We start from the raw sequence: 25,881 nt of genomic DNA, 5'->3' as shown, positions 1-25,881 counted from the left end.
TAAGTACGCCACAAGCAATGCGTTTACCTATGCGTTGGATAGCTATTTTGTACGGTAGATTAGAAGTTGATTTTGCAGCAACTAGCGGGATACAAAAAGGGCAAGATGTTATTAAAATGATAGGACGCCAGTCCACCAGGCTGAAGGCTTGGTTGCCGCCGCCGGCCGCTCTACTAAGCTTCTTCCTCGTTTCCCTCCGGCGGCTTCGAGTCCTCTAGCCGCGCATCCTTGCGCCGCACGTAGAGGAGCTTCTCCACCTCGGCGACCACCTCGCCCTCCTGGTCCAAGACCTCGGCCTTGAACACCGGCTCTACCTTGCCCTCGGCGTCCGCCGCGGCGCGGATTTCCTGCTCGCGTTCCAGGGGAATTTCGAAGCGCGCCCGCATGGTGCCGCGGCCCGGCCGCCGGAAGCGGATGGTGGCAGCCTTGTCCCAGACGATGTAGTCGCGGCCCAGCAGCTCCACCAGCATGACCATGTAGAACGGGTCGCACATGGCGAAGAGGGAGCCGCCGAAGTGGGTCCCCACGTAGTTGCGGTTCCACCAGTGGAGCTTCATCTCGGTTTCGATGAGGCGCAGGTCATCGCGCACCGTGCACACTCGGATCCCCGCACCGAGGAAGGGGGGATAGAAGCGCATCAGCCAGAAGAGCCAGCGTTGCTTGGTGGTCACTTTCTTGGACATGGCGGGGCTTGTCGGGTCAAAGGTCAGCGGTTTGCGCAAGAAGCGGCTTCGTCGTGGGTTGCACTATACGTGATGGAGGATCGCGGCATGACCCGGAAGATGAAGCCATGAGCCAGGCCTTGCGCAGCTCCACGCCCGGGGACCGTCTACCCTGGCGCGCCGCGGGTTGGAGCGAGGGCCAGGCTGCAGCGCATCTTCTGGACCGCTTCGCCTTCGGCCCGCGCCCCGGGGAAGTTCAGGCGGTGCGGGAGATGGGGCTGGAGCGCTGGTTGGAGCAGCAGCTGGCGGCGGATCGGCGGAGCCCGCAGCTGGAGACGCGGCTGGCTCGGCTGGACCTTTGGAAGCTCACCGAGGACGAGCTCGCCAGCACCTTCCCCAATCCGGGACAGCTGCTGATGCAGGCGGTGGCGGAGGGGGTGCTGGATCGGGAGCAGGTGGAGGCCCTCCGAGCCGGTGCAGAGGGAGCCGGTGCACAGGGAGCTGGTGCACAGGGCGTCGGGGGCGAAGGGACGGGCGTGGATCGTCGCCGCGCTCGGCGGCAGGTGATGGAATGGGCGCGGGAGCAGGGCTACCGTTCCCAGCGCGAGCTCCTCCAGCAGTTGATGGCGGCCAAGCTCTACCGCGCTGTCTACTCCGAGAATCAGCTCCAGGAAGTGCTCACGGACTTCTGGTTCAACCATTTCAACGTCTCCCTCACCGACAACCAAGTCCGCCCCTACATCCTGGCCTACGAGCGCGACGCACTACGGCCCCGGTCTCTGGGCCGATTCCCTCGTCTGCTGGAGGCCACCGCCCGCCACCCGGCGATGCTGCTATATCTGGACAACGCCCGCTCGGCGGCGGAGGAAGGGGTGCGCACCACCTTTGCTGGAGGCCGCCGCGCCCGGGCTGCTCGACGGCGGGTGGTGGGGCTCAACGAAAACTACGCCCGGGAGCTCCTCGAGCTCCACACCCTGGGCGTCGACGGTGGCTACAGCCAGCGGGATGTGGTGGAGGTGGCGAGAGCCTTCACCGGCTGGACGGTCGTGCCTTCCGGAAGCGCCGGAGATCGCGTGCGGGAGCGATTGGAGCGCGCCCGTCGAGCCCGGGGCCTGGGCTTCGTGGTGGACGGCCCCTTCCTCTTCCGGGCGGACCAGCACGATGCCGAGGCGAAGACGGTGCTGGGGCGGCGCCTGGCTCCAGGCCGCGGCATCGAGGACGGGGAAGAGGTGCTGGACCTGCTCGCCTCCCATCCCTCCACCGCTCGCCACCTGGCGCGCAAGCTGGCGGCCCGTTTCGTCACCGACGAGCCTCCGGCGCCGCTGGTGGAGCAGCTGGCGCAGGTCTATCGCCGCAGCGGTGGGGACGCGGCGGAGATGGTACGGGCGCTGGCCTATTCGCCGCATTTCTGGTCCCCAGAGGCGCGGCGGCAGAAGGTCAAGTCCCCCTTCGAGCTGGCGGTGTCCGCCCTACGGGTGCTGGACGCCGAGGTCGGCGATCCTCGCGGCGTCGTGGAGTGGGTGCGCCGCATGGGGCAACCCCTCTACGCCTATCAGGCTCCCACCGGCTTCCCGGACCGCGGCGACTTCTGGGTCAATACCGGTGCGCTGCTCAACCGCATGAGCTTCGGCATGGATCTGGCCGCAGGGCGGGTGCGCGGTGTGGACCTGGGGTTGGAAGCATTGCTCGCGGGCCGGGAGCCGGAGTCCCTGACCGCGGCCCTGGAGGCCTATCTGCCGATCCTCCTGCCGGAGCGGGAGCTAGAGCCCATGCTCGAGCTGTTGGAGCCCATGGTGCGCAGCTCGGACCTCGCCGCCCGCATGGACGAGGCACGGTCCCAGCAGAGCCCCGGAAGGGACGACGAGGCCGGTCCGCTGATCGACAGAGAGACCGATGCTCTGCTCTTCGGCTCAGAGGGGAGTGGTCTTTTGGATCGGGGTCGCCGGGGCCGAGCCGAGCCACCGCCGCCCACCGCCGAGGAGCGGGTGGTGGGGGTGATCCTCGGCTCGCCGGAGTTTCAGCGTCGCTGAGAGGGAAGGAGAACGAAGCATGACGGTAGATCGCAGAGCGTTCTTGAAGGCCGGCGGCCTGGCCCTGGTGACCCTCGGTGCCGGCCCGTCCTTCCTTCATCGGGCCGCCCGGGCAGTGGCGGCGCCGGGGGCCCACCAGCGGCGGAAGGTGCTGGTAACCCTCTTCCAGCGCGGCGCCATGGACGGCCTGATGGCGGTGTCGCCGGTGTCGGCACCGGAGCTGGCGAAGCTGCGGCCGCGGCTGGCCCTCTCCGCGGCCCGGGGCGGCGACCTGTTGGATCTGGGAGTCGGCTACGCGCTCCATCCCGCTCTCAAGCCGCTGCTGGAGCCCTGGCGGGAGGGCCGGCTGGCGGTGGTCCACGGCGTCGGCTCACCGGATCCGACCCGCTCCCACTTCGATGCCCAGGACTATATGGAGACCGGCACGCCGGGACGCAAGGGCACCTCCAGCGGCTGGCTCAACCGCGCCTCCGGTCTGCTGGGCCACGACGCCACGCCGTTCCGGGCGGTATCCCTGACCTCGGCCCTGCCGCGCTCCCTCTACGGCGACGAGCCGGCGGTGGCGGTGCGGCGACTGGAGGACTTCCGGCTGCGTTCGGGCGGATTGATGGCGGGCGGGGTGCCTGGTGGCGCAGGCACGGGCCAAGACCTGGAAGCCCTCTATCGTCAGACCGCCCAGGATCTCCTGCGGGATACCGGCGGCGAGACCTTCGAGGCCTTGGATCTGCTGCAGCGGGTGCCCCTGCGCGGCTATCGGCCCGCCGGCGGCGCTCGCTACCCGCGGAGCCCCCTGGGGGAGAGCCTGCGGCAGATCGCCATGTTGATCAAAGCCGACGTCGGCCTGGAGGTGGCCTTCGCCGAGTCCGGCGGCTGGGATACCCACGTCGCCCAGGGAACCGTCAACGGCAGCTTTGCCCGGCACGCCCGCGACCTGGCGGATTCCATCGCCGCCTTCTGGACCGACCTCGGCGGCCGCCGCGACGATGTGGTGGTGCTGACCATGACCGAATTCGGCCGCACCGTGGCGGAGAACGGCGCCGCCGGCACCGACCACGGCCACGGCTCGTGCCTCTTCGTGCTGGGCAACCAGGTCGATGGCGGCAAGGTCCACGGTGAGCTCGGACCCCTCGCTCCCGACAATCTCTACGAAGGCCGCGATCTGCCGGTGACCACCGACTTCCGCTCGGTCTTCTCCGAGGTCGCCGGTGCACACCTGGGCGTTCCGGTCGGCGAGGAGCTCTTCCCCGGCTGGAGCGGTTCGCGGCTGCCTCTCTTCCGGCGCGGGTAGCGCCCCCGCTCTCTGGCCTTCCCCAGCTCCTCGAATCCGCGCTTCTTCCCGAACTCGCTGCGCAGCATTTGTCGTCTGCGCCAGTCTCCGTGTTCCTCTCCTCGGGGGTCAGCCGATCTGTCTCAGAGATAGAGGAAGCTCCCCTATTCGGTGCATTCTTCCGTCCAGCGCTTATGCTTGGAGGGCACTAAATCATCTTAGGGGATCAACCGGAGCGCTGCCCCGGCCGGCTTTCGGGCTGGTTCTGAGTGCTCTCAAGGAGGAACTATGCGGAATCTGGCTTTGGGACCTATTCTCGTTGTGGCGTTCGTGGTGTGTGCGTTGACCTCGCTCTTGGCGTTGACTGACTACGCTGATGAAGGTTGGCAGATCATTGATGGAGAAGCGGTTCTGCTGACTCAAGCAGCGGCTGTGCTGGTGGATGATGCAGGTCCGTTCATCGATCCCAATGGTGCAGGTCGGACTTGCGGCGACACTGGGCCGTTCATTGACCCCGATGGTGCAGGTCGGTCTTGTGGGGACGCAGGTCCGTTCATCGACCCTGATGGTAGAGGTCGCTCATTCTTAGAGGTTCGGACCTAATTCACGGGAGTAGCGGCCGGCACAACTTCTAGCTGTTGTATTGGCTGAGTGTTTCTGCAGGGGGGTATTTATATCCCTTCCAAGGACACGCAGCTGCTTGATAGAGTCTCTGTTGTAACAAATCAGGGAGCTTCTATGGATAGTCTGCATCTCACGCGGGAGCTGCTGCGCGCGCTGGCGGACGGGACCCGTGATCCCGGAGATCTGGTCTCTCTCGTGATGGCCCATCTCTTCGATCTTTGCCCCACCTGCTGCGGGGAGTTCGAGGCGTTTCAGGCCGAGGCCAGCGCCGGAGAGGCGACTTCTTACACTTCCGCCTTTCAACGCGTGAAGGAGCGGGTCGAGGCCGCCGAGCCTCGGGTGAGCCAGGAGAAGCGAGCGGCTGGAAGCCGGCTGGAAGAGCTAATGGCCCTTCCTCAGTCGGAGCGTTTGGAGGCGGTGCGGCAGGCTCCTGCCGCCTATCGTGGTCCCGCTCTGGTCGCGCTACTGCTGAAGGCCTCCCGAGACAACTTTCACGGCAAGCCCCAGCAGGCTCGCCAACTCGCCGAGCTGGCGCGAGCGGTGCTGCTGCACTCCGAGGCCTCGAGTCTCACCACCGAGCTTTACGCTCAAGCTCTCGCTTACGCTGGTAACGCCATTCGGGTGGCGGGGGACCCGCGGACAGCATTGGAGCGTTTCGAGCACTGCCGATTCCTCTTGCGGACTGTCGGTGGAGGTGATCGCCTAGTTCGTGCTGAAGTTGATGCTCTGGAAGCCTCGCTCTACCAGGCTCTCAGGAGGCACGAGGGAGCTAAGAAACTGCTGCACCGAGCAGTGACGACGTACCTTATGCTCGACAACCTGAGTGAGGCGGCAAGGGCCCTTCTCAAGCTCTCAGCGGTGCTTTTCGAGGCCGGCGACCCCGAAGAGAGCCTACGGGTCCTCGACCGGATAGCGGATTTGATCGATGCGGAGAGCGAGCCCCAGATCTACCTCTACCGTCAACACGCCCGGGCCATCTGCCTGTGCGAGACGGGGGACCCGCAGGAGGCGGCAAGAATCCTCGAGGCGAGCCGTGATCTCTACGCTCGCCTCGGCGACCCGCTGAGCCTGCTCCGCGTCGCCTGGGTGGAGGGGAAGATCGCTCGCGGGCTGGGCGAGCTGGAGGAGGCCGAGTTCCATCTCCTCACCGCCCGCCATGGCTTCCAGAAGGAAGATATTGCCTACGATGCAGCGCTGGTGTCGCTGGAGCTGGCGGAGCTCTATCTGGAGCAGCGGCGAACCGGCGAAGTGAAAGAGCTGGCGGGGGAGATGGTGCAGGAGTTCCTGCGGCAAGACGTGTCGCGGGAAGCGACGGCGGCGCTGATGCTCTTCCAGGATGCGGCGATGTTGGAGCGGGTCACCGCCGCGCTTATCGGCGACCTGGCCACCTATCTCGTCCAGGTCCGCCGCGATCCGACTCATGCCTTCCAGATCGCTTCCTGAGTTCCCCTCGAAAGCCTGAGCTTCCCTCGAAGGCGAAGTCAATTCTCCATCAGCCGCACCGCCTCCTCCAGGCCGAGGGCGGCGATGGCCATGGAGACCAGCTCGCGGTCGTCCGCGTCTTCTCTCAGGGTTTGCTCCCCGGTGAGGGTGCCGGCGACCTTGACCGTCAAGGCCAGGCGCAGCAGGTCCGCGTCCAGCGCCTCCAGGATCTTGCCCAGGGCCTCACCCTTGACGTCCTGCTGCCCCCGCTCGATGCGGCTCAGGGTGCTTTGGCTCAGACCGGCGGCGGAGGCCACTTCGTGCAGGGTCAGCCGCTGGCTTTGGCGCAGCCAGGCGATGCCCCGGCCGACCTCTTCGATGAAGCCGGCGGGCTCTTCGAGGCCCAGTCCGGGACGCCGAGGCGGGCGATATCGCCGATCCGGCTGCTGGCGAGTCGACTGGGAGCCTGCTGATTGGGAGCTCGCTGATTGGGAGCCCGCGGCGGCCGGTGGGTTCAGTAGGGGAGTCAGGTCGGAAAGATCGACTTCCAAGACCTCCATCAGCACGCCGAGGGTGTCGAGACGGGGCAGGTGATGTCCCGATTCGTAGCTGTAGATCGCCGAGGTCCCGATCCCCGCCGCCGCCGCCAGCTCCCGCTGGGTCATGCGCCGAAGAATCCGCAACTTGCGCAGCGCCTGGGGTAGCCGGTCCCACACGCCCACGCTCAGGAGTCCTCCTCCGTCGGAGTCTCTCCGGTGAGCTGGGCGACGATCTCCGCAGCTCGGCGCTTGTCCTCCGGCAGCCGGTCCCACAGCTGCCAGAAGGCATTCTCCAGTAGCGAGTAGGCGTAGGTGTGCTCGACCTGGGCCAGAGCCTTGAGCTTGGCCTTGGCTTCCGCGGTCAATTGCGCGTTGAACACCACCAGATCCTTCGGCCTGGAAGGCGGCCGACCTCGTTGTGCTGCCATAATGGCAAGATTTTATGTGGATGAATATCTGAGTGTCAATGGGGTTTCCTTGCTGGGACAAGTTCTTCCGCTTGGTGCCAATGGGGAGGGGGGAGTTTGCCAGTAGTGGGAGCAACTCGGCCCCGAAATCGGGGGTGGCTTTTACAACGCCGTCACTCCCGCGAAGGCGGGAGGCTACGCGCTGGTGAGGAGTGATCTTTGAGTATCCCAGGATGGGTTGACTTCAGGTACCACTGGTTCGGATAGGGGGCATTCACTCCCCAGCCTCGCGTGGATTCCCGCATGCGCGGGAATGACGGGAGTGGTGGCGGAAAGATTGAGTGGAATCGGAAATCGTTGTGGTTTCAGCACCTCCGCCCGGGGATTGGATCCCGGGGCGGGGCTGGCCGGTCGCTGTGGCGGATCGAGACGAGTCGCCTCAGGACATGGGGATCGAGTGCAGCCCGGTGGTCTTTTCCTTCAGGCTGCGAAGCTCGTCGGCGACGGCGAGGGCGCTGCGGCAGGCGGTGGCGGCTTTTTCCTGCAGTGCGGGAGTGGTGCAGTACTTCTCCAGGATTTCCCGGGCGCGGATGTGGTGATGGACCTCTTCCGGCTGGATGATGGTCTCGTACATCTCGGCGGTGCGGTAGTCCCCGGCGGAGCGGCAGAAGTCGATGAATTGGAGGTTGCGGATGCGTGCCACGGCCTCGCAGGCGAAGGGGCCGCCGGCGATGCGTTCCACCGTGGTGGGCAGGCCCTTGAGGTAGTGGTAGAGGGGGGAGTAGCCCTCTTGGAGCGGGTTGTAGTCGCTCATATCCACCTCCAGCTCTCCCAGGCGGTGGCTGATCAGCTCGTAGTGCTTCATCTCGTCGCCGCATTGCTCCGCCAGCAGGCGCTTGGCGTCTACCTCCGGCGTGGTGGGCATCCAGACCGCCGCCAGCTCGCTGGCTTCGAGCTCGCTCTTGAGAGCCAGCTTGAGCAGCTTGATCACCTCTACCTCTCCGTCGGCTTCCGCCTCCAGGGTCTCGTGCTGACCGAGTTGGGAGAACAGCTCCTCCATCTCGCTGAAAAGCTGGTCGACGAATTGCTTGCTGTCCATGCCTGACTCCTTGGGGGTGAGATGCGTGGGCTCGAAGATTTCCGCGCCGGCTGCCCATGGCCGGTCTCCCATTCTATCGCGGGTGGTGCTTTCGTGCGATGAAGTTCCGCTGTAACGAATCTGCGACGGGCTGGCTCAGTCCTCGGGGCGCTCCCCCGCCGGGGCCATTTTGACCAGCTTGGGGTCGAAGCGAGCCAGTACCTCCACCAGGTCCGATTGGGCGTCCATCACCGAGCGGATGTCCTTGTAGGCCATGGGGACCTCGTCGAGGCCGGCGGAGAGCACCGTCACTCCCCTGTCTGCCAGGAGCTTTTTGGTCTCGGACCAGGTGAAGCTGTTGTTGGCTTTGCGGCGGCTCATGCGGCGGCCGGCACCGTGGGCGGCGGAGGCCAGAGAGTCGGGGTGGCCCTTGCCGCGGACCACGAAGCCCGGGTCCGCCATGGAGCCGGGGATGATGCCCAGCACGCCCTCGCCGGCGGGGGTGGCGCCTTTGCGGTGCACCACCACCTCCTCGCCGAAGTGATCTTCCTTCCAGGCGAAGTTGTGATGATTCTCCACATCCGCCAGCACCCGAGCCCCCAGGGCCTTGACCATGTGGCGGTGGATGCAGGCGTGGTTGGCGGCGGCGTAGAGGCCCATCAGGCTCATCGCCTGCCAGTACTCTTGACCGGCTTCCGTATCCAGGTCCAGCCAGGCCAGATGGCGTAGCTCCTTGGGCAGCTCCGGATGCAGGTCCATGGCCAGGCGGCTGTAGTGGCTGGCGACGGAAGCGCCGGTGCCGCGGCTACCGCTGTGGCTGAGGAGGGCGAGGTAGGTTCCCGCTTCCAAGCCCAGGCCGTCGCCGTCTGCTGAGCTCTCGGAGTCAGCGCCGTCGCTGGCGGGCACGGTGAGCACGCCGAATTCGACGAAGTGGTTGCCGCTGCCGCTGGTGCCCAGCTGGGCCCAGGCCTTGTCTTTGTGCTGCCGGGTGATGGGCGAGACGCTCCAATCCTCATCCAGCACCTCGTGCTCGCGCCGATCTCGAAAGCTGGAGCCGATACCGAAGCGGGTCTCCGCCTCCAGCGACTTCTCCAGCCGGTCCTTCTGGCCGGCGAGAGCGTTCACCGGCAGGTCGAGGACGGTCATCTTCATGCGGCAGGCGATGTCGACCCCGACGGCGTAGGGGATTACCGCGTTGCGGGTGGCCAGGACGCCGCCGATGGGCAGTCCATAGCCCAGGTGGGCGTCGGGCATCAGGGCGCCGGCGGCGGCTACCGGTAGCCGGCAGGCGTTCTCCATCTGTTGCACCGACTTGGCGTCCAGATCCTCTCCCCAGCGGCGGTAGTGGGCGGGCTCGGCGCGTTCCTCGAAGGAGTCCCGGGCGTCCGCCCGCTCCTCCAGGGCGCGGGCGAGGGGGCCGAAGTGCTCGTCCTCCCGCCACTGCTCCGGAACCTCCAGAGTCGCCTCCAGCCGCCGCCGGATGGCGCGCTTCTTGAGCCCCGCCCGGCTGGCACCGCGCAGCACCTCCTTGGCGACATCGAGATCGCCGCGGGGAACGCCGAGGGCGACGAGATCTTTGCTCCGCATGGTGCCTCCTGATGGGGATGAGAATCGATGAGATGTCGCAGCGCGAAGCCCTCCTTGGAAGGATTCCGTGCGACGAGCGGACTTTCTAGCATAGCAGTCGGGGATGTCTCGAGGCCGGATGCGATGCTAGATCAGACGGTAGGACAGGCCTTGTGCCTGCCTTCGGTGTGCATCCCCAATGCGGGCGACCCTGAGTATCAACCTTACCGGCATCATCGAGGTCGATGAGGGTGAGGGAGGGCCGGAGCCGGTTCGCGCTACACTTACGGCGTCATTGGTCCTGTCGTATCCGATTCGCTCGAAGATCAACGCCCGAGGTCTCCCACTCGATGCATCATCTCCACGACTTCGCCGCCTCGCGCTCCCCATCCCCGATCCGCCATCGTCGGAGGGGCTCCTTGACCTGCCTGTTGATGGCGGGGCTGCTGGTGGTGGGGATGATGGCGATGGCTCTTCCGCGGCCGGCGCTGGGGCAGGACACGGGAACGCCGCTGGGGCCGGTGCCGCGCACGAGCCTCGACTTCTTGCTCACCATTCCCGACGACCAGGTGATGGTGCGCTACACGCCAGGCTCGCTGGACCGCGCCGCCCGGCTGCAGTTTCGGCTCAAGGACCTCTACGAGCGCGTCAACTCCTGGGTCTCCGTGGGCAGCCCCTTCGCGGTCTTCGTGCTGTCGCCGGACGACTGGCGGGACCAGCAGCTTCCACGGCCCTACGGCATGGCCCAGCGGGTGGCGGCCTTCGCCGGCGCGGTGCCCGCCTGGGGCACCGACGAGACGGTGGTGCTGTGGCGGGAGCTGGCGGGGATGACCATCGACGGCAGCACTGAGTTCACCGTTCGGGGCTCCGCCGAGGAAGTGGCGACAGTGCTGCTAGCGGATTCCCTGGTGGAGTTCGAGATGTGCCGCATGATCGCCATCAACCGAGGCCTGGCGCCGGCCGGCCGGGAGCCCTGGGTGGCGGAGCTGGTGGGCCACATCCTGTGCACCACCGCGCGGCGCCTGAACAAGGAGCCGTCCCCCGTCGACCTCACTATCACCCTGCGCCGTCTGCGCTCCCTCAAAGGAGAGCCCGGCAAGGCTCGCCTCGAGGGCTTCGACACCGATCTGCCGGTGGCCCAGTGGCTCGACTATCAGGCGCGCTTCGTCGAAGCGTCGGAGCGGGTGTGGCAGGCGGAGAAGAAGTCCGGGGCGCGCAAGCTGGTCAAGCGCTGGCGCAAGAAGGGGGCGCCGCTGTCGCTGGCGGATTTGACGGATCTCTTCCCGACGCTGGTGGAATGGCGCAACGCCGAGTGGACCGACGCTCCGCCGCAGAGGCCGGCCGCCGGCAGAAATTAGGGAAGAGCCGCCAAAGGGGGGCCGCGAACGGCGGGCCGCGGGCGAAAGAAGGCAGCCGATGGCGGAGAAAAGTGTCCGGTTTTGGGACGGGGCGGTCCCAACACCGAACGCGAGACGGCTCTCGCAGGCCTCGGAGGCGCTGCTGGAAACTTCCGCCGCCGCGCTTGCGTAATGGCATTGACGCCCCGAGACAGGGCTTCTGGCTCAGCTCCCAGCCCTGAGATTGCCCCCTTGGCGTACATCTTGCTTCTACTGGTTGGCTCAGGAGGATTCAATGGTCGATATTCCACGCGAAGGTTTTGCAGAAAAGAAACGCCGTAAGCGATTGATCTACGGCGGATTGGTAGTGGTTGCGCTGGCGGTGGTGTGGGCGGCGGTCGCCAGCCTGGAGCCGGCGGCCCGTACCGTCGACGAGTCGACACTGTGGATCGGACAGGTCCAGCGCGGCGAGATGTTACGCGAGGTGCGCGGCCCCGGGACCCTGGTGCCGGAGAACGTGCGCTGGATCGGCGCCCTCACCGAAGGCCGGGTCGAGCGCATCGTGGTGCTCCCGGGCGCCGAGGTGGACGCCGACACGGTGATCATGGTGCTGAGCAATCCCAGCGTCGAGCGCGCCGCGCAGGACGCCGAGTGGGAGCTCAGCGCTGCCCGTGCCGACTACGAAGACTTGAGGGTGCGGCTGGATAGCGAATATCTCAACCAGCAGGCTTCGGCGGCCGCCATCGAGGCGGAGTTCCGGGAAGCCCAGCTCGAGGCGGAGGCCAACGAGGAGCTTTCCGGTGACGGCCTGATCTCGGAGATCGAGCTGCGCCGCTCGCAGATCCGGGCCAAGCAGCTGGAGAATCGCAACCGCATCGAGGAGCTGCGCCTGAAGAAGACCGAGGAGTCGCTCACCGCTCAGCTGGGAGCCGCGAAGGCTCGCTTGGGGCAGGCCGAGGGACTGGCAGCCCTGCGCCGTCAGGAGCTCGAGGCGCTGGAAGTCCGTTCGCCACTGGAAGGCGTGTTGCAGCAGGTGCCGGTGGAAGAGGGCCAGCAGGTCCAGCCCGGCACGAACCTGGCGCGGGTCGCCCAACCCGGTGATCTGAAAGCCGAGCTGCGCATCGCCGAGACCCAGGCCAAGGACATCCTCCTGGGCCAGCCTGCGCGAATCGATACCCGCAACGGTATTATCGACGGCAAGGTAGTGCGTATCGACCCGGCGGCTCAGGACGGCACCGTGCTGGTGGACGTGGAGCTGCTCGGCGATCTGCCCCGGGGTGCCCGGCCGCAGTTGAGCGTCGACGGCACCATCGAGATCGAGCGTTTGGATGACGTCCTCTACGTCCAGCGTCCGGCTTACGGCCAGGCCAACAGCAAGATCGGCCTGTTCAAGCTGGTGGACGACGGAGGCCGCGCGGTGCGGACTCAGGTCGAGCTCGGCCGTAGCTCGGTGTCGACCTTCGAGATCGTTTCCGGTCTGGAAGAGGGAGATCGGGTGATCTTGTCCGACACTTCCGCCTACGACGACGAGGATCGCCTGCGGTTGAAATGACTGTGAGCTCCCAAGACGATGAGCCGCTCGCCGGCAGGATTGAAACCTTCCGCGAGCGGCGCTCGTCCTGTCCTTAGTGGCCGGGGCTAGAGCATGGAAGCCGGTGTCAGCACACTGATTGATCGAGAGGAGAGAGCGATGAGCGAAGAGAAGAATGTTTTGATTCACCTGGAGGACGTCACCAAGGTCTTCCTCACCGACGAGGTGGAGACCCATGCCTTGGCGGGCATTCACCTGGACATCAACCAGGGCGAATACGTCTCCATCGCCGGCCCGTCCGGCTGTGGCAAGTCGACCCTGCTGTCGATTCTCGGCCTTTTGGACACCCCCAGCTCCGGCGAGTACATGCTCAAGGGGCAGCCGGTGGCCAACATCACCCTGGCGGAGCGGGCGCGGATTCGAAACCGCGAGATCGGCTTCATCTTCCAGGCCTTCAACCTCATCGGCGACCTCACCGTCTACGAGAACGTGGAGCTGCCCCTGACCTACCGCGGCATGCCCTCCGGCGAGCGCAAGCAGCGGGTGCAGAAGGCCCTGGAGCGGGTGGGAATGGCCCACCGCATGAAGCACTATCCGTCCCAGCTCTCCGGTGGTCAGCAGCAGCGCGTCGCCGTCGCCCGGGCGGTGGTGGGCGATCCCGCCATCCTGCTCGCCGACGAGCCCACCGGTAACCTCGACTCCACCAACGGCGAGGCGGTGATGGGCTTGCTCAAGGAGCTCCACGACGCCGGTGCCACTATCTGCATGGTGACTCACGATCAGCGTTACGCGAGCTACGCCAGCCGCACCGTGCACCTCTTCGACGGCCGCATCGTCGACGAGGACAGCGCCGAGGTTGCCTGAGGCACCTCGCCGCGAGGCTGAGCACCGACTGTTGATCGCTGACTCTCGATCACAGCACCTCCGGTCCGTCGCCGGCGTCACCCGCCGGGCGGACCGGAGCCCCGAGCCTCCCATCTTGTCCTCCCTGAGAGCCCCATGGAACCGTTGATTCGGCTGCGGGATGTCGAGCGTTACTACGACACCCCCCACGGCCGCACCTACGTGCTGCGCCGGATCCAGCTGGACGTCCGCCGGGGCCAGTTCGTCACCATCATGGGCCCGTCCGGGGCCGGCAAATCGTCGCTGCTCCACATCCTGGGACTGCTCGACGACGGCTGGAAGGGCGAGTATCTGCTCGACGGCCAGGCGGTGCACGAGCTGAGCCGCAAGCAGCGCACCCAGCTCCACCGCGAGACCATCGGCTTCGTCTTCCAGCGCTACCATCTGCTGGAAGATCTGACGGTGTACGAGAATCTGGAGCTGCCCCTCTCCTACCAGGGGGTGTCCCGCCGCGAGCGCCAGGCACGGGTGGCGGACGTTCTCGACCGCTTCCGCATCGTCGCCAAGCGCGATCTCTATCCGCCTCAGCTCTCCGGTGGCCAGCAGCAGCTGGTGGCGGTGGCGCGCGCGGTGATCACCCGGCCGGCGCTGATCCTCGCCGACGAGCCTACCGGCAATCTCCACTCCACCCAGGGGGAGGAGATCATGGAGCTCTTCCGGGAGCTCAACGAGGAAGGCACCACCATCGTCCAGGTCACCCATTCGGAGGCCAATGCAGCCTACGGTGACAGCGTCGTGCAGCTTCTCGACGGCTGGATCGTCGAGGATTGAGGCGTCTCCGTCCGGCTCCCCTCCGCAGCTCCGAAGATTCCGGCGATGCGCCCGCCGCCAGCCCGTGCTCCGAGGCTTGCTGCTAATCTTGGAGGCGCCCCATGAGCACCTCCCACCACCGCCCCCGAGCCCTTCTCGCCGACGACCAGAGCGACGTCCTGGAGTCCCTGCGGCTGCTGCTGCGCAGCGAGGGCTTCGAGGTCACCGCCGTCGATTCCCCCGCCGCGGTGCTGGCAGCGGTGAAGGAGGCGGATTTCGATGTCGTCCTGATGGATCTCAACTACGCCCGGGACACCACCTCCGGCCGCGAAGGGTTGGACCTGCTGCAGCGGCTGCGCCGCGCCGAAGCCTCGCTACCGGTAGTGGTGATGACCGCCTGGGGCAGCGTCGAGCTGGCGGTGGAGGCCATGCGTCTGGGGGCCCGGGACTTCGTCGAGAAGCCCTGGGACAATGCGCGCCTGGTGTCCATCCTGCGCACCCAGGTGGAGCTCGGCCGGGCGCTGCGGCGGGGGCGGCGACTAGAGGCCGAGAACCGCATGCTGCGGGAGGCCGACGAGCCGACCCTCATCGCCCGCTCCAGCGCCATGGAGCCGGTGCTGGAGCTCATCGAGCAGGTCGGTCCCTCCGACGCCAACGTATTGATCACCGGCGAGAACGGCACCGGCAAAGGGGTGGTGGCGCGCTGCCTCCACGCCGTGTCCGGGCGCCGGGATAAGCCGCTGATCTCGGTCAACGCCGGTGGTCTGTCGCCGGGGCTCTTCGAGAGCGAGCTCTTCGGTCACGTCCGCGGCGCTTTCACCGACGCCAAGACCGAGCGCGTCGGCCGGTTCGAGATGGCGGACGGCGGCACGCTACTGCTGGACGAGATCGCCAACGTTCCCCAACCCCAGCAGGCCAAGCTGCTGAGGGTTCTGGAAACCGGCGAGTTCGAGCGGGTGGGGGCCTCGCGAACCCAGCGGGTGGACGTGCGGGTGCTCTCCGCCACCAACGCCAACCTGGCGGTGGAGGTCGCCGAGGGCCGTTTCCGGCAGGATCTGCTCTACCGCCTCAACACCATCGAGATTCACGTGCCACCGTTGCGCGAGCGGCGGGGGGACGTGGAAGCTCTGGCGGAGTTCTTCCTCAAGCGTCATCGGGAGCACTACCGCAAGCCCATCGAAGGGTTCGAGCCCGACGCTCTGGAGCTGATGGCCTCTTACTCGTGGCCGGGCAATGTCCGCGAGCTCGACCACGCGGTGGAGCGCGGTGTCCTGATGTGCCGCGGTGAGCACATCCGCAGCGCCGATCTGGGCCTGCGGAGTGTCGACGGGCCGGGGTTGCCGGGGCTCGAGGATCTGACCCTGGAAGAGGCCGAGCGGCTGTTGATCAAGAAGGCGCTCCAGCGCAGCGACGGCAACGTCAAGCAGGCCGCCGAGCATTTGGGCTTGAGCCGCAGCGCTCTCTACCGGCGGCTCGAGCGCCACGGGTTGTGAGTCGCTCCAGGGTATGAATCGCCGGCGGCAGCATCCGGAGCGGCGCCTCAGCCACGAGCAGCGCGTCCTGGTGCTGGCCCTGCTGGCGGGGCTTCCCTCCACCGTCCTGGCCATGGCGTTGCTGTGGTCCGGCGACTCGCCGCCGCGGGTGCTGTGGTCTCTGACCCTATTGACGGTAGGCTGCTGGTTGGCGTTTTCCTTCGCCGTCCGCCGCCGGGTCGCCTACCCGCTGCAAACCCTCGCCAACCTGCTGTCGGCTCTGCGCGAGGGGGATTATTCCCTGCGCGGCCGCCACACCACGGTCGAGGACGCCCTCGATCAGCTCTTGATGGAGGTCAACGACCTCAGCTCTACCCTCCATCAGCAGCGCCTCGACGCCATGGAGGCCTCGGCGTTACTGCGCAACGTCATCGACGAGATCGACATCGCGGTCTTCGCCTTCGACATCGGGGGTGGTTTGCGGTTGGTCAACCGTGCGGGGGAGAGGCTCCTGGGGCAGACCGAGGGGCGACTGCTGGCCCGGCGGGCGGCGGATCTCGGGCTGGCGGATTGGCTCGAGGGGCCCGCTCGCCGCACCGTGCAGCGCACCTTCCCCGGTGGTTTCGGGCGCTGGGCGGTGCGGCGGAGCACCTTTCGCCTCGACGGCCGCCAGCATCAGCTCTTGGTGATCACCGACCTCAGCCAGGCGCTCCGAGAAGAGGAGCGGCAGGCCTGGCGGCGCCTGATTCGGGTGCTCGGCCATGAGATCAACAACTCCCTGGCTCCCATCCGCTCCACCGCCGGGACCTTGCGCACCCTGCTCTCCCGCGGCGATGGCGATCCTCAAGAGCAAGAGGAGGATCTGCAGCGCGGTCTGGGGCTCATCGAGGACCGCTCCCGTTCCCTCGGGCGCTTCATCGCCGCCTACGCGCGCCTGGCCCGCCTGCCTCCGCCGAGGCTCAAGACCGTAGCGGTGGCAGAGCGAGTGCGCCGAGCGGCGCGCCTCGAGCCGCGCTTGAGCATTGAGGTAGAGGAGGGGCCGGATCTTTCGGTGGAGGCGGATGCGGATCAGCTGGATCAGGCTCTCATCAACCTGTTGCGCAACGCGGTGGATGCGGCGCTGGAGACCGGCGGCGGGGTGCGCATGGGCTGGCGCCGCCGCGGCCGCTTCCTCGAGCTGTGGATCGAGGACGAGGGCCCAGGCCTAGCCTCCACCGACAATCTCTTCGTTCCCTTCTTCACCACCAAGCCCGAAGGCACCGGCATCGGCTTGGTGCTCAGTCAGCAGATCGCGGAGGCCCATGGCGGAAACCTCACCCTGGAGAACCGCCACGACGGTCGCGGGTGTGTGGCGCTGCTGCGTTTGCCGTGCCAGGAGTCCGGCGCGGCCTGATGTGCAAAATGACTCAAGAATTCGTGTCATTTTGCACAGATCTAGCTCCGTGAGCCTGTTTCGGTGGTTGCAATCTGCAGATTGATTCTTTTTTGCTCGTCAATCTGCAGATTTTTGTTGACAGTCGTTTTCGCTCTGGTCTAGCCTTCGGCCCATCGGAAGGAGGTTGGTCCTATGCTCGCGACACTTTCTCTATCTTCGGCTTCGGTCCTGGCTCAGAGCGCCGGCGAGGCGGAAGTCGCGGCTCTGGAAGCCGCCGCGGTGCCGATGGGGGTGGACGTAGTGGGGGCGGATACCGCCTGGATTCTCGTCTGCACCGCCTTGGTCTTGCTCATGACCCCGGCTCTGGCCTTCTTCTACGGCGGGCTGGTGCGTTCGAAGAACGCTCTCAACACCATGATGATGAGCTTCGTCTGCCTCGGTGTGGCGGGTCTGCTGTGGGCGGTGGTGGGCTACAGCCTGGCTTTGGGAGAGGGTGGCTCCTGGATCGGCGGCCTGGGGCACGCCTTCCTCGCCGGGGTGGGGCTGGAGGCCCACGGGTCGATTCCTCACCTCTTGTTCATGGCCTTCCAGGGCACCTTCGCCATCATCACCGCGGCGCTGATCTCCGGCGCCATCGTCGAGCGCATGCGCTTCGGCCCCTATGTCGCCTTCACCGCCCTGTGGGTGCTGGTGGTGTATGCGCCGGTCTGCCACTGGGTGTGGGGCGGCGGCTGGCTGGCCCAGATGGGAGCATTGGATTTCGCCGGCGGCACCGTGGTGCACATCAACGCCGGCATGGCGGCGCTGGTGGCGGCGCGGGTGTTGGGGCCGCGCAAAGACTATGGCCGTCAGGCCCTGCTGCCCCACAATGTGCCCTTCGTGCTCTTGGGCACCGGGCTGCTGTGGTTCGGCTGGTTCGGCTTCAACGGCGGCAGCGCCCTGGCGGCGGACGGCCTGGCGGTGCAGGCCTTCGTCAATACCCTGTTGGCGCCCACGGGAACCTTGGTGACCTGGCTGGTGCTCGACCGTTTTCTCACCGGCCGCGCCACCGCCGTCGGGTTGGCCACCAGCATCGTGGTCGGCCTGGTGGCGGTGACTCCGGCGGCGGGCTTCGTCAGCCCCATGGGCTCCATCGCCATCGGCGCCCTCGCTGCGGTGCCCAGCTACTTCGCCATCCTGTGGCGTAGCCGGACCTCCCTCGACGACTCGTTGGACGTGGTGGCGGCCCACGGGTTGGGAGGCTTGGTGGGGGCGCTGCTCACCGGCGTCTTCGCCGACGCCCGCTGGGGCGGCACCGACGGCCTGCTCTACGGCAACCCTGGGCAGCTGGGGGTTCAGGCGCTGGCGGCGTTGGCAGCCATCGTCTACAGCGGCGTCGTCTCTTACGGTCTGCTCAAGCTCATCGGGGTGTTCGCCAATCTGCGGGCCACGGATCGGGACGAGGGCTTGGGGCTGGACGTTCCCCTCCACGGCGAGGAGGCGTACTCCACCGGCGAAGGGGCGATTCTGGTGGTCGCTCGTCAGGCGGGGCCCCAATCGGAGTCCCAATCGGAGTCCAAACTCAGCTCCTCCAAGCCTCGGCTGGCGGAGCCGCTGGGAGGTGAAGCGTGAAGCTGATCACCGCCATCATCCGTCCGGAGCGCCTCAACGCGGTGCTCGAAGCCCTCTTCCAGGCCGATATCCACGGCCTCACCATCTCCCGAGCCCAGGGGCACGGCGGCGAGACCGAGCAGGTGGAGACCTACCGCGGCACCACCGTCAAGATGGAGCTGACCGAGAAGGTGCGTCTGGACATCGGCACCTCCGACGGCTTCGTGGACACCGCCGTGCAGGCCATCGCCGGCGCCGCCCGCACCGGCGAGGTGGGGGACGGCAAGATCTTCGTGCTGCCCGTCGAACGGGTGGTTCGGATCCGCACCGGAGAGGAGGATACCGCCGCCGTGACGCCGGCGCTGGCGCAGAGCGTCTGACTTCTCGATCCGACTCTTCGACCTGACTTTGAAGCCAGGGGCATGGCTCTCTGGTTTCCCTTGGCCGCGATAGACTCGCGACCATGAACACGTTTTCCCGACGTTGTCGACGCAACACCTATACGCTTCAGCATTGGGGTCTACCGGCCTCAATGCTCTTTTTTTGTGTCTTGATCGGTCTGGCGACGGTCTGGCCTTGGCAGGTCGCCGCAGCGGGTCAGGGCGATCCCGCGGAGCCGGCAGAGCCCGCCAAGCACGACCGCCTGCCCATCGTCGATCGGGCCATCGAATACCACGGTGGCGACCTCTACCGGGCTTCCCGCACCCGCCTCACCATCCGTTCCCGCTCCGGTGCTTTCGATGTCGTTTCGCGCATGGACGGCGAGCTCTTCGAGCACCAGGTCTCCGGTACCAACGCCCAGGGGCAGAATCTTCGCACGCGGGTCACCAACGACACGGCGGAGCGTTGGGTGGGCGGCGAGGCGGTGGAACTCGACGCCGAGGCGGCGCAGCGGGCCCGGGATTTTGTCAGCGCCAGGATTTACTTCCCCTTCCTCCCCTTCCGCCTCAACGACCCCGGGGTCTACAAGCAGGACCTGGGCCTCGAAACCTGGGGTGATCGCAGCCTGCACAAGGTCAAGGTGACGTTCGAGCCGGGCTCGAGCACCGACGCCAGCGACGAGTATTTGTATTGGTTCGATCCGCAGACCGCTCGCCTGGAGCAATTCGCCTACAGCTTCGCCAACAATCCTCAACGCGGCGGCCTGCGCCTGCGCCGCGCCTTCAATCATCGGTGGGTGGGTGGCCTGCTCTTCTTCGATTCGGAGAATTGGGGCCTCAACGGCGGCGGCGATCTGAAGGTGGAGGCCATCACCCCGGCCTATGTCCGGGAGAATTTCGACAAGATCTCCACCGTCGTGCTGGAGGACATTCACGTCGAGCCCCTGGCCACCTCCGAGACTTCGGACCAGCCGGATTCTTCGGAGGCTTCTGCAGCGGCGAGGGGAGACAGCCTGTCCGTCGAGGACTTCTCGTGGTTCGCCGGCCACTGGGTGGGGGAGAAGAACGGCGAGCGGGTGGAGGAGAGCTGGCTGGAGCCGGCGGCGGGGACCATGGTGGGAATCTTCCGCTGGATGAAGCCCGATGCCGTCCGGGTCTATGAGCTCCTCGCCCTGGAGCCCACCGACTCCGGAGTGGTCCTGCGCCTTCGTCACTTTGGAGCCGGTCTGGTGGCTTGGGAGGACAAGGAGGGCACCCTGACTTTCGACCTCGCCGAAGAATCCAACGCCCTCCGCCCGGTCTTCGTCCATCGGCAGGCGACCCCGGACACCGGCGGCAAGACCTTGCGCCTGACCTTCGAGCACACGCCCCCGGATGCGCTCGCCGCGTGGTTGGTGATCGAGGAGGGAGAGCAGCGCACCGAGCTGGATTTTCAATACCGCCGGACCATGGGATCGCCAGCGGACGGTCGTTGAACCACTCTGTCCTGGGTCGAAACGATGATGAGGCACTCTCTCACCCAGCCGCGGCGCTTCCGTTGGCGACCCTCGGCCCGGCGGGCGCTGTGCTATCTGTGGGCCTCCCCCAACACTCTGCTGGGATTGCTCCTGGCGCTCCTGGCCCTGCCCGGTGGCGGGCGCATTCGCTGGGTCGAGGGAGCGGTGGAGGCCCACGGCCCGCTTCTGGCTCGGGCGCTGTGGCTGTGCACCGGCCTGGCCGGTGGCGCCGGCGCCATGACCGTGGGGCACGTCATCCTCGGCCGCACCGCCCACAGCCTGGCCTACCATCGCCCCCACGAGCACGTCCATGTGCGCCAATACGAACGCTGGGGCCCCCTCTTCCTCCCCGCCTACTTTGGCTCCAGCCTGCTGGCGTATCTGCGGGGGCAGGATCCGTATCGGGACAATGTGTTCGAGCGCGAAGCCTACGGACGGCAGTAAGACAGCCCATCACCCTACCGTTGGAGAAACAAGGATGAGCACAGCACAGGAGCCTCCGGGTCTCACCACCCTCGGCCAGATCGGCCTCACGGTGCAGGACGCCGGCCGGGCCACCGCCTTTTATCGCGACGTGCTGAAGGTGCCGTTTCTCTTCGAGGCTTCGGGCATGGCGTTCTTCGCCCTCGGCGAGGTGCGGCTGATGCTCGGCGAGGGCTCGGGAGACCAGGAGCCCCACGGCACGATTCTCTATTTCCGGACGGAGGACATCGAAGCCCACCACCGGGAGCTGGAGGCACGGGGCGTGCACTTCCTCCAGGCGCCTCACCTGGTGGCCAAGATGCCGGACCACGAGCTGTGGATGGCCTTCTTCGAGGACGGAGAGGGCAACACCCTCGCCCTGATGAGTGAACGGCGCGGCTGAGCTCAAACGGGGAACCTGCCGGGGCCAGGCGGCTGCTCCAGGCGGCCTCGAGCCCCGTGATATCCTCCAAAAATGCGTTCTTGGAACAAGATCATCCGCGGTTGGTGGTTCTTGGAGCTCTGCGGGATGGGATTTCTACTCCTGCTGCTGATCGTCTTCTGGTAGCGCCGCCTCACCCGAATACCTCGTCTCGACCTTCCCTTTCTTCATGGCCTGGATCTACTTGCTCATCGCGGGCCTGATGGAAGTGGCCTGGGCCATCGGTCTCAAATACACCCAGGGCTTCTCCCGTCCCGGCGCCACCGTCTTCACCGTCGCCGGCATGATCGTCAGCTTCTATTTTCTCGCCCGCGCTCTCACCACTCTACCGGTGGGCACCGCTTACGCCGTGTGGACGGGCATCGGGGTCGTCGGCACCGCCCTGCTGGGCATCCTCCTCTTCGGCGAGTCCCGGGATCCGTGGCGCCTTTTCTTCATCGGGGTGATCATCTGCGGCATCGCCGGCCTGCGTTGGGCAGCGGGTCGGGGATGAGCCGCCCGCCAGAAACCTGGCTGCTTGAGTTTCCGAGCAAGTAGTGAGCTATACTACGTGCGTGAAGAACTGGCGCCTCCCCTTCGTGGGATTCCTCGTGCTCTGCATCGTCGCTGCCCCAGCGGCCCTCGCCGCCTGCCCCGGAGGCTGCTCGATGCTGGTCGCTTGCGATCATGCGCCGGGCGCTGCCGGCGCCGAAATGGAGGCCGCGCCGTCTTCTCATCACGAGAAGATCGCTGCCGCTGAATCCAACGATTCCCACGAGGCCGCCATGCCCGCCTGCCATGGCGCCATGGAGCCCGAGCAGGACGAGGCTGCGGTAGAGCCGGAAGCCGCCGCGCCGGTATCCCCACCGGCATTCGGGACCCAGCTGGCTGCCGCCGGCTGCTGCACCTCCGGTGAGGGCGTCCCGGCGAGCGCGGTGGCGTTGAAGTCACCCTCGCCGACCCAGTTGACCGATGCGAGCCTCGCCCTTGCGGCCGCTCCGGTGCTGGAAGTCTTGCCGCCCAGCTCTATTCAGCGCCCGCTCCGTCCCCCTGCCCCCGACGGCGACCCCCCCGGTCGTCTATTGGTTCTGCACCAAGCCTTCCTGCTTTGAGTCTCTCCTCCCGCTGATCGCCCGCCGGGGCGGTGTGGGCCTTGCTGCCCTCATCCCCGGTTCGTGTTGATCCGCGCCGCGAGGAGCCCAGCTCTCCGCCTTTTCTCTCGCTCCTCGCCTAGCGCGCACCGCGCCCGCTGATCCCCTTCGGGGTTCGCGCTGCGCTGTTCCGTGGAGGAACGAGATGAGTCTTTCTTTTCCCGAATTGCCTTGTCGGCTCTCGGGCTCCCGCCCGAGCCGGTTGCCCTGCCTGCTCGCAGCTCTGGTGGTGGTGGGGCTGGTGGCGTCCTCCACGGCAGGGGCCGCCGACGGGGAAGCGTCCCCGAAGGCGGAGTCGTCCCCGGAGGTGATGAGCGCTCCCGCCGCCGAGACCCCGGAGCGGAAAACCGTGGCGGCTCTGCTGGCAGCTACCGAGCCGGCGGCTCTGCGCCTCCTCGCTGAGGACGTTCTGCGCCACAGCCCGGAGGTGGCGCGGCGGCGGGCGGAGGCAGCCGCCGCGGCTGCCCGGGCGCCGCAAGCCGGGTCGTTGCCCGACCCTTCCGCCATGCTCACCCTCTTTGCTCTACCGCCGGAGACGCGGGTGGGGCCCCAGCGGGTGGCGGTGTCGGTGAGCCAGGCGGTGCCCTGGCCCGCCAAGCTGGCCCTCGGCGAGCGTGCTGCTCTGTGGTCCGCCGCTGCCGCCGGGGAGCGGGTCGAGGCGGCGCGGTTGGCCACGCTCGCTCACGTGCGGGAGCGCTTCTACCAGCTCGCCTTCACCACCGAGCGGCTGGCCATCGCCGAGCGGGAGCGAGTGCACCTGCTGCGCCACGAGGAGCTGGCTCGGGCGCGCTATGCCGCCGGTCAGGGCTCGCAGCAAGGGGTGGTGAAGATCCAGGCGGAGATTACCCGCGCCGAGCAGCGGTTGCTGGAGGTGGAGGAGCGCCGGAGGGCGCTGGCGGCGGAGCTCAACGCTCTGCGGGAGCGTCCCCACGATGCCGACATCGATGGGCTGGAGCTGCCTCGGCCGATGGGCTCCGCTGAAAGCCTCACGATGATGGAGGAGAGCCGTCTATCCGTCTTCGATGCAGACCGGCTCGATGCCGAGGAGCTGATCGGCCGGGCTTGGGAGCGACGTCCGGAGCGCCGGGCGCTGGCGGCGGAGGGCATCCGCCGGCGGCTGATGGTGGAGGTGGCGGAGGCGGGCTACCGTCCCGACTTTACTGTCGGTCTCGGCTACACCCTGGTGGACCGGCGGCAGGATGCGGCGGGACAGCTCAACCCGCCGGAAGGGGACGGGGACGACATCGTCGCCCTCTCCGCCGGCGTGCGCCTGCCGGTGCGCCGGGGGCGCTTGGCGGCGGCGTTGGAGGAGGCGCTGCAGCAGCAGTCGGTGGTGGCGCAGGAGGAGCGTCAGCTGCGCCAGGACTTCGAGCGCACCATCGGCGATCTGGTGGCCCGGCTGCCGTTGCTCTACGACCAGTGGCAGCTCTTCGAGAACGTGTTGGTGACCCAGGCGGAGGAAGCGGTGCGGGCCGCCGAGGGGGCCTACAGCAGCGGCACCGTGGGAGCGCTGGAGCTCTTGGATGCCGAGCACGTGCTCTTCGAGGTGGCCACCGGCGAGGCGCGGGCCCGCCTCGAGCTGGCTCTCGCGTGGACTCGGCTGGAGACGGCGGTGGGCGGGCCTCTGGGCGGGCTACGGGCTCGGCTGGAGAGCTCGGCTCGGAAATCGGACGAAATGACATCGAAGACCCTGGAAGAGCCGATGACCGGGGGTACGCAGATGGTTGGAGGTATCCAGACCTCTGGAGGAACACCGTGAGACAGCTTGCAACCCGACCTCGAAATTCCGCCGGTGCCGCTCGTGCGGCGATGGTGGCCGCCCTGGTGGTGGGTTTCCTACTCGCCGCCCTGCTTTTCCTCGATCCCTTCGGTTGGCATCCCCTGGATGAGCGGCTGCGGGGCGAAGAGTCGGTGAATCAGATGGCCGGGGACGAAGAGGGCACCCTGTGGACCTGCGGCATGCACCCGCAGGTGATCCAGGACGAGCCCGGCCAATGCCCCATCTGCCACATGGATCTCGTCCCCCTGGAATCGACCGAAGGGGGCTCCCAGGGCGCTGGCTCTTCGATGGCTGGCTCTTCGATGGCTGATGCCGGTGCTCATGAGGGTCACGATCACGCCATGGGCGAAGAGCTGTGGACCTGCCCTATGCACCCCAACATCTTGGAGGAGGAGCCCGGCAGTTGCCCCATCTGCGGAATGGATCTGGTGCCGGTGGAGGCTTCGGCGCCGATGGAAGACCCTGGGAGCACCGGCAGTGACGGCATGGCGATGGAGGCCACCGAGGTGCGCATCGACCCGGTGATGGTGCAGACCATGAACGTCCGCACTGAGACCGTGCGGCGCGAGGAGCTGGCCCAGCGCATCCGCACCGTCGGCTATCTGGAGTACGACCAGGACCGCATGGTGACGGTGACGACCAAGTACCGCGGCTGGATCGAGAACGTCTACGTCCACTACCTGGGCGAGGAGGTGCGTCGGGGGCAGCCGATGTTCGAGATCTACGCCCCGGAGCTGGTGCAGACCCAGCGGGAGCTGCTCTCGGCGCTGGAGTTCGCCCGCCGCATGGACGGGGCCTCGGAGGGTGCCCGGCAGCGCGCCCAGGCCTTGGTGGAGGCGGCGCGCCAGCGGCTGGCCTATTGGGACGTCACCGATTCCCAGCTGGAGCGCTTGGAGAGCAGCGGCGAGGTCTTCCGCACCCTCACGGTCTACGCTCCCGCCTCCGGCGTAGTGATGAAGACCCTTCCGGGCTTGGAGGGCATGGCGGTGCAGCCGGGCATGGAGCTCTTCCACCTGGCGGATCTGTCCACCCTGTGGCTGTCGGTGGAGCTCTACGAGGACCAGGTGGCGTGGGTGCGGGAAGGCACCGAGGCGGAGATCACCCTCACCTACTTCCCCGGCGAGACCTTCACCGGCCGGGTGCAGCTGGTGGCGCCGGAGATGTCGGCGGAGACCCGCACCCTGCCGGTGCGCCTCGCCATTCCCAACCGCGAGGGCCGGCTGCGGCCGGGCATGTTCGCCACCGTGCGCTTCGCCCAGAGGGATGAGGCGGCTCAGCCGCCCCTCACCGTCTCCTCCCAGGCGGTGCTGCGGGACGGCCGCCGCAGCCTGGTGGTCCTCGCCCTGGGGGGGGGCCGCTTCCTGCCCCGGGAGGTCACCCTGGGGCGCGAGAGCGAGGGCCGGGTGGAGGTCTTGGCCGGCCTCGAAGCGGGGGAGGAGGTCGTGACTTCGGCCCAATTCCTCCTCGATTCGGAATCCTCCCTGGCGGCGGCGATCCAGAAACTGGTCGCCGCCCGTCGCGCCGAGGCCATGGGGGGGAGCGCGCAATCCACCGGCTCCGGAGCGATGGAGTCGGACGCTATGAGCTCTGACCCGATGAGCTCAGATCCCATGAGCTCGGATCATCGGGGGCATTGAG

23 protein-coding genes and 1 pseudogene are annotated in these 25,881 nt (G+C 67.1%); 19 read left to right on the top strand and 5 right to left on the bottom strand.

What is annotated here, in order from left to right; all coding sequences use genetic code 11:
- A pseudogene (locus SX243_07650) lies at positions 1-122 on the top strand (dihydroorotate dehydrogenase-like protein).
- 51 nt (positions 123-173) lie between these two features.
- Here SX243_07650 and SX243_07645 read toward each other — a convergent pair.
- On the bottom strand, positions 174-671 hold the full coding sequence (locus SX243_07645) for a DUF4442 domain-containing protein (protein MDY7092829.1): 498 nt from the start codon (positions 669-671) through the stop codon (positions 174-176).
- Between the two features lie 119 nt (positions 672-790).
- Between SX243_07645 and SX243_07640 the strand changes: the two genes are divergently transcribed.
- The 3 genes from SX243_07640 (at position 791) to SX243_07630 (ending at position 6,026) form a co-directional block, all read left to right on the top strand.
- Positions 791-2,692 (top strand): DUF1800 domain-containing protein, encoded by a 1,902-nt coding sequence (locus tag SX243_07640; GenBank protein ID MDY7092828.1) that lies wholly within the window; start codon positions 791-793, stop codon positions 2,690-2,692.
- Between the two features lie 19 nt (positions 2,693-2,711).
- Positions 2,712-3,980 carry a DUF1501 domain-containing protein gene (locus SX243_07635; protein ID MDY7092827.1) on the top strand — a complete coding sequence of 423 codons (1,269 nt, stop codon included), beginning with the start codon at positions 2,712-2,714 and terminating at the stop codon, positions 3,978-3,980.
- A gap of 717 nt (positions 3,981-4,697) precedes the next feature.
- Positions 4,698-6,026: a hypothetical protein gene (locus SX243_07630; GenBank protein MDY7092826.1), complete on the top strand. Its 1,329-nt coding sequence runs from the start codon at positions 4,698-4,700 to the stop codon at positions 6,024-6,026.
- A gap of 38 nt (positions 6,027-6,064) precedes the next feature.
- Here the strand turns inward: SX243_07630 and SX243_07625 are convergent, their stop codons facing one another.
- The 4 genes from SX243_07625 to SX243_07610 all read right to left on the bottom strand — a co-directional run bounded on the left by SX243_07625 (position 6,065) and on the right by SX243_07610 (position 9,616).
- A complete protein-coding gene (locus SX243_07625) occupies positions 6,065-6,727 on the bottom strand; it encodes a helix-turn-helix domain-containing protein (GenBank protein ID MDY7092825.1) in 663 nt (220 codons plus the stop codon).
- 2 nt (positions 6,728-6,729) lie between these two features.
- Positions 6,730-6,924 (bottom strand): hypothetical protein, encoded by a 195-nt coding sequence (locus tag SX243_07620; protein MDY7092824.1) that lies wholly within the window; start codon positions 6,922-6,924, stop codon positions 6,730-6,732.
- Positions 6,925-7,390: 466 nt separating this feature from the next.
- Entirely contained in the window at positions 7,391-8,050 is a 660-nt protein-coding gene (locus SX243_07615; protein ID MDY7092823.1) for a ferritin-like domain-containing protein, read from the bottom strand.
- Between the two features lie 135 nt (positions 8,051-8,185).
- Positions 8,186-9,616: an RtcB family protein gene (locus SX243_07610; GenBank protein ID MDY7092822.1), complete on the bottom strand. Its 1,431-nt coding sequence runs from the start codon at positions 9,614-9,616 to the stop codon at positions 8,186-8,188.
- Positions 9,617-9,945: 329 nt separating this feature from the next.
- On the opposite strand from SX243_07610, the gene SX243_07605 reads away from it, so the two are divergent.
- From SX243_07605 to SX243_07535, 15 genes are all read left to right on the top strand, one after another.
- On the top strand, positions 9,946-10,953 hold the full coding sequence (locus tag SX243_07605; protein MDY7092821.1) for a hypothetical protein: 1,008 nt from the start codon (positions 9,946-9,948) through the stop codon (positions 10,951-10,953).
- A gap of 274 nt (positions 10,954-11,227) precedes the next feature.
- On the top strand, positions 11,228-12,484 hold the full coding sequence (locus tag SX243_07600; protein MDY7092820.1) for an HlyD family efflux transporter periplasmic adaptor subunit: 1,257 nt from the start codon (positions 11,228-11,230) through the stop codon (positions 12,482-12,484).
- 138 nt (positions 12,485-12,622) lie between these two features.
- On the top strand, positions 12,623-13,327 hold the full coding sequence (locus SX243_07595) for an ABC transporter ATP-binding protein (GenBank protein ID MDY7092819.1): 705 nt from the start codon (positions 12,623-12,625) through the stop codon (positions 13,325-13,327).
- 144 nt (positions 13,328-13,471) lie between these two features.
- Positions 13,472-14,137 (top strand): ABC transporter ATP-binding protein, encoded by a 666-nt coding sequence (locus SX243_07590; protein MDY7092818.1) that lies wholly within the window; start codon positions 13,472-13,474, stop codon positions 14,135-14,137.
- A 101-nt stretch (positions 14,138-14,238) separates the two neighbouring features.
- Positions 14,239-15,609 (top strand): sigma-54 dependent transcriptional regulator, encoded by a 1,371-nt coding sequence (locus tag SX243_07585; GenBank protein ID MDY7092817.1) that lies wholly within the window; start codon positions 14,239-14,241, stop codon positions 15,607-15,609.
- 13 nt (positions 15,610-15,622) lie between these two features.
- Positions 15,623-16,981, top strand: a complete 1,359-nt coding sequence (locus SX243_07580; protein ID MDY7092816.1) for an ATP-binding protein — start codon at positions 15,623-15,625, stop codon at positions 16,979-16,981.
- Positions 16,982-17,248: 267 nt separating this feature from the next.
- Positions 17,249-18,574 (top strand): ammonium transporter, encoded by a 1,326-nt coding sequence (locus SX243_07575; GenBank protein MDY7092815.1) that lies wholly within the window; start codon positions 17,249-17,251, stop codon positions 18,572-18,574.
- Positions 18,571-18,933 (top strand): P-II family nitrogen regulator, encoded by a 363-nt coding sequence (locus SX243_07570; protein ID MDY7092814.1) that lies wholly within the window; start codon positions 18,571-18,573, stop codon positions 18,931-18,933. Before SX243_07575 ends, SX243_07570 begins: the two co-directional genes overlap by 4 nt.
- Positions 18,934-19,085: 152 nt before the next feature.
- A complete protein-coding gene (locus tag SX243_07565; protein ID MDY7092813.1) occupies positions 19,086-20,408 on the top strand; it encodes a DUF6265 family protein in 1,323 nt (440 codons plus the stop codon).
- A gap of 24 nt (positions 20,409-20,432) precedes the next feature.
- Entirely contained in the window at positions 20,433-20,873 is a 441-nt protein-coding gene (locus SX243_07560; protein ID MDY7092812.1) for a hypothetical protein, read from the top strand.
- Positions 20,874-20,907: 34 nt separating this feature from the next.
- On the top strand, positions 20,908-21,294 hold the full coding sequence (locus tag SX243_07555) for a VOC family protein (protein MDY7092811.1): 387 nt from the start codon (positions 20,908-20,910) through the stop codon (positions 21,292-21,294).
- 208 nt (positions 21,295-21,502) lie between these two features.
- Complete coding sequence (sugE, locus tag SX243_07550; GenBank protein ID MDY7092810.1) at positions 21,503-21,826, top strand: quaternary ammonium compound efflux SMR transporter SugE; 324 nt, start codon at positions 21,503-21,505, stop codon at positions 21,824-21,826.
- A gap of 43 nt (positions 21,827-21,869) precedes the next feature.
- Entirely contained in the window at positions 21,870-22,424 is a 555-nt protein-coding gene (locus tag SX243_07545) for a hypothetical protein (GenBank protein MDY7092809.1), read from the top strand.
- Between the two features lie 184 nt (positions 22,425-22,608).
- Positions 22,609-24,222 carry a TolC family protein gene (locus tag SX243_07540; GenBank protein ID MDY7092808.1) on the top strand — a complete coding sequence of 538 codons (1,614 nt, stop codon included), beginning with the start codon at positions 22,609-22,611 and terminating at the stop codon, positions 24,220-24,222.
- Positions 24,219-25,880 carry an efflux RND transporter periplasmic adaptor subunit gene (locus SX243_07535; GenBank protein ID MDY7092807.1) on the top strand — a complete coding sequence of 554 codons (1,662 nt, stop codon included), beginning with the start codon at positions 24,219-24,221 and terminating at the stop codon, positions 25,878-25,880. The genes SX243_07540 and SX243_07535 overlap by 4 nt, the downstream gene beginning before the upstream one ends.
- The last annotated feature ends 1 nt before the right edge of the window (position 25,881 follow it).

Source organism: Acidobacteriota bacterium, from assembly GCA_034211275.1.
Lineage (GTDB): Bacteria > Acidobacteriota > Thermoanaerobaculia > Multivoradales > JAHZIX01 > JAGQSE01.
Note: the sequence above shows the minus strand (reverse complement) of the source record. Positions and strands in the feature narration are given on the sequence as shown.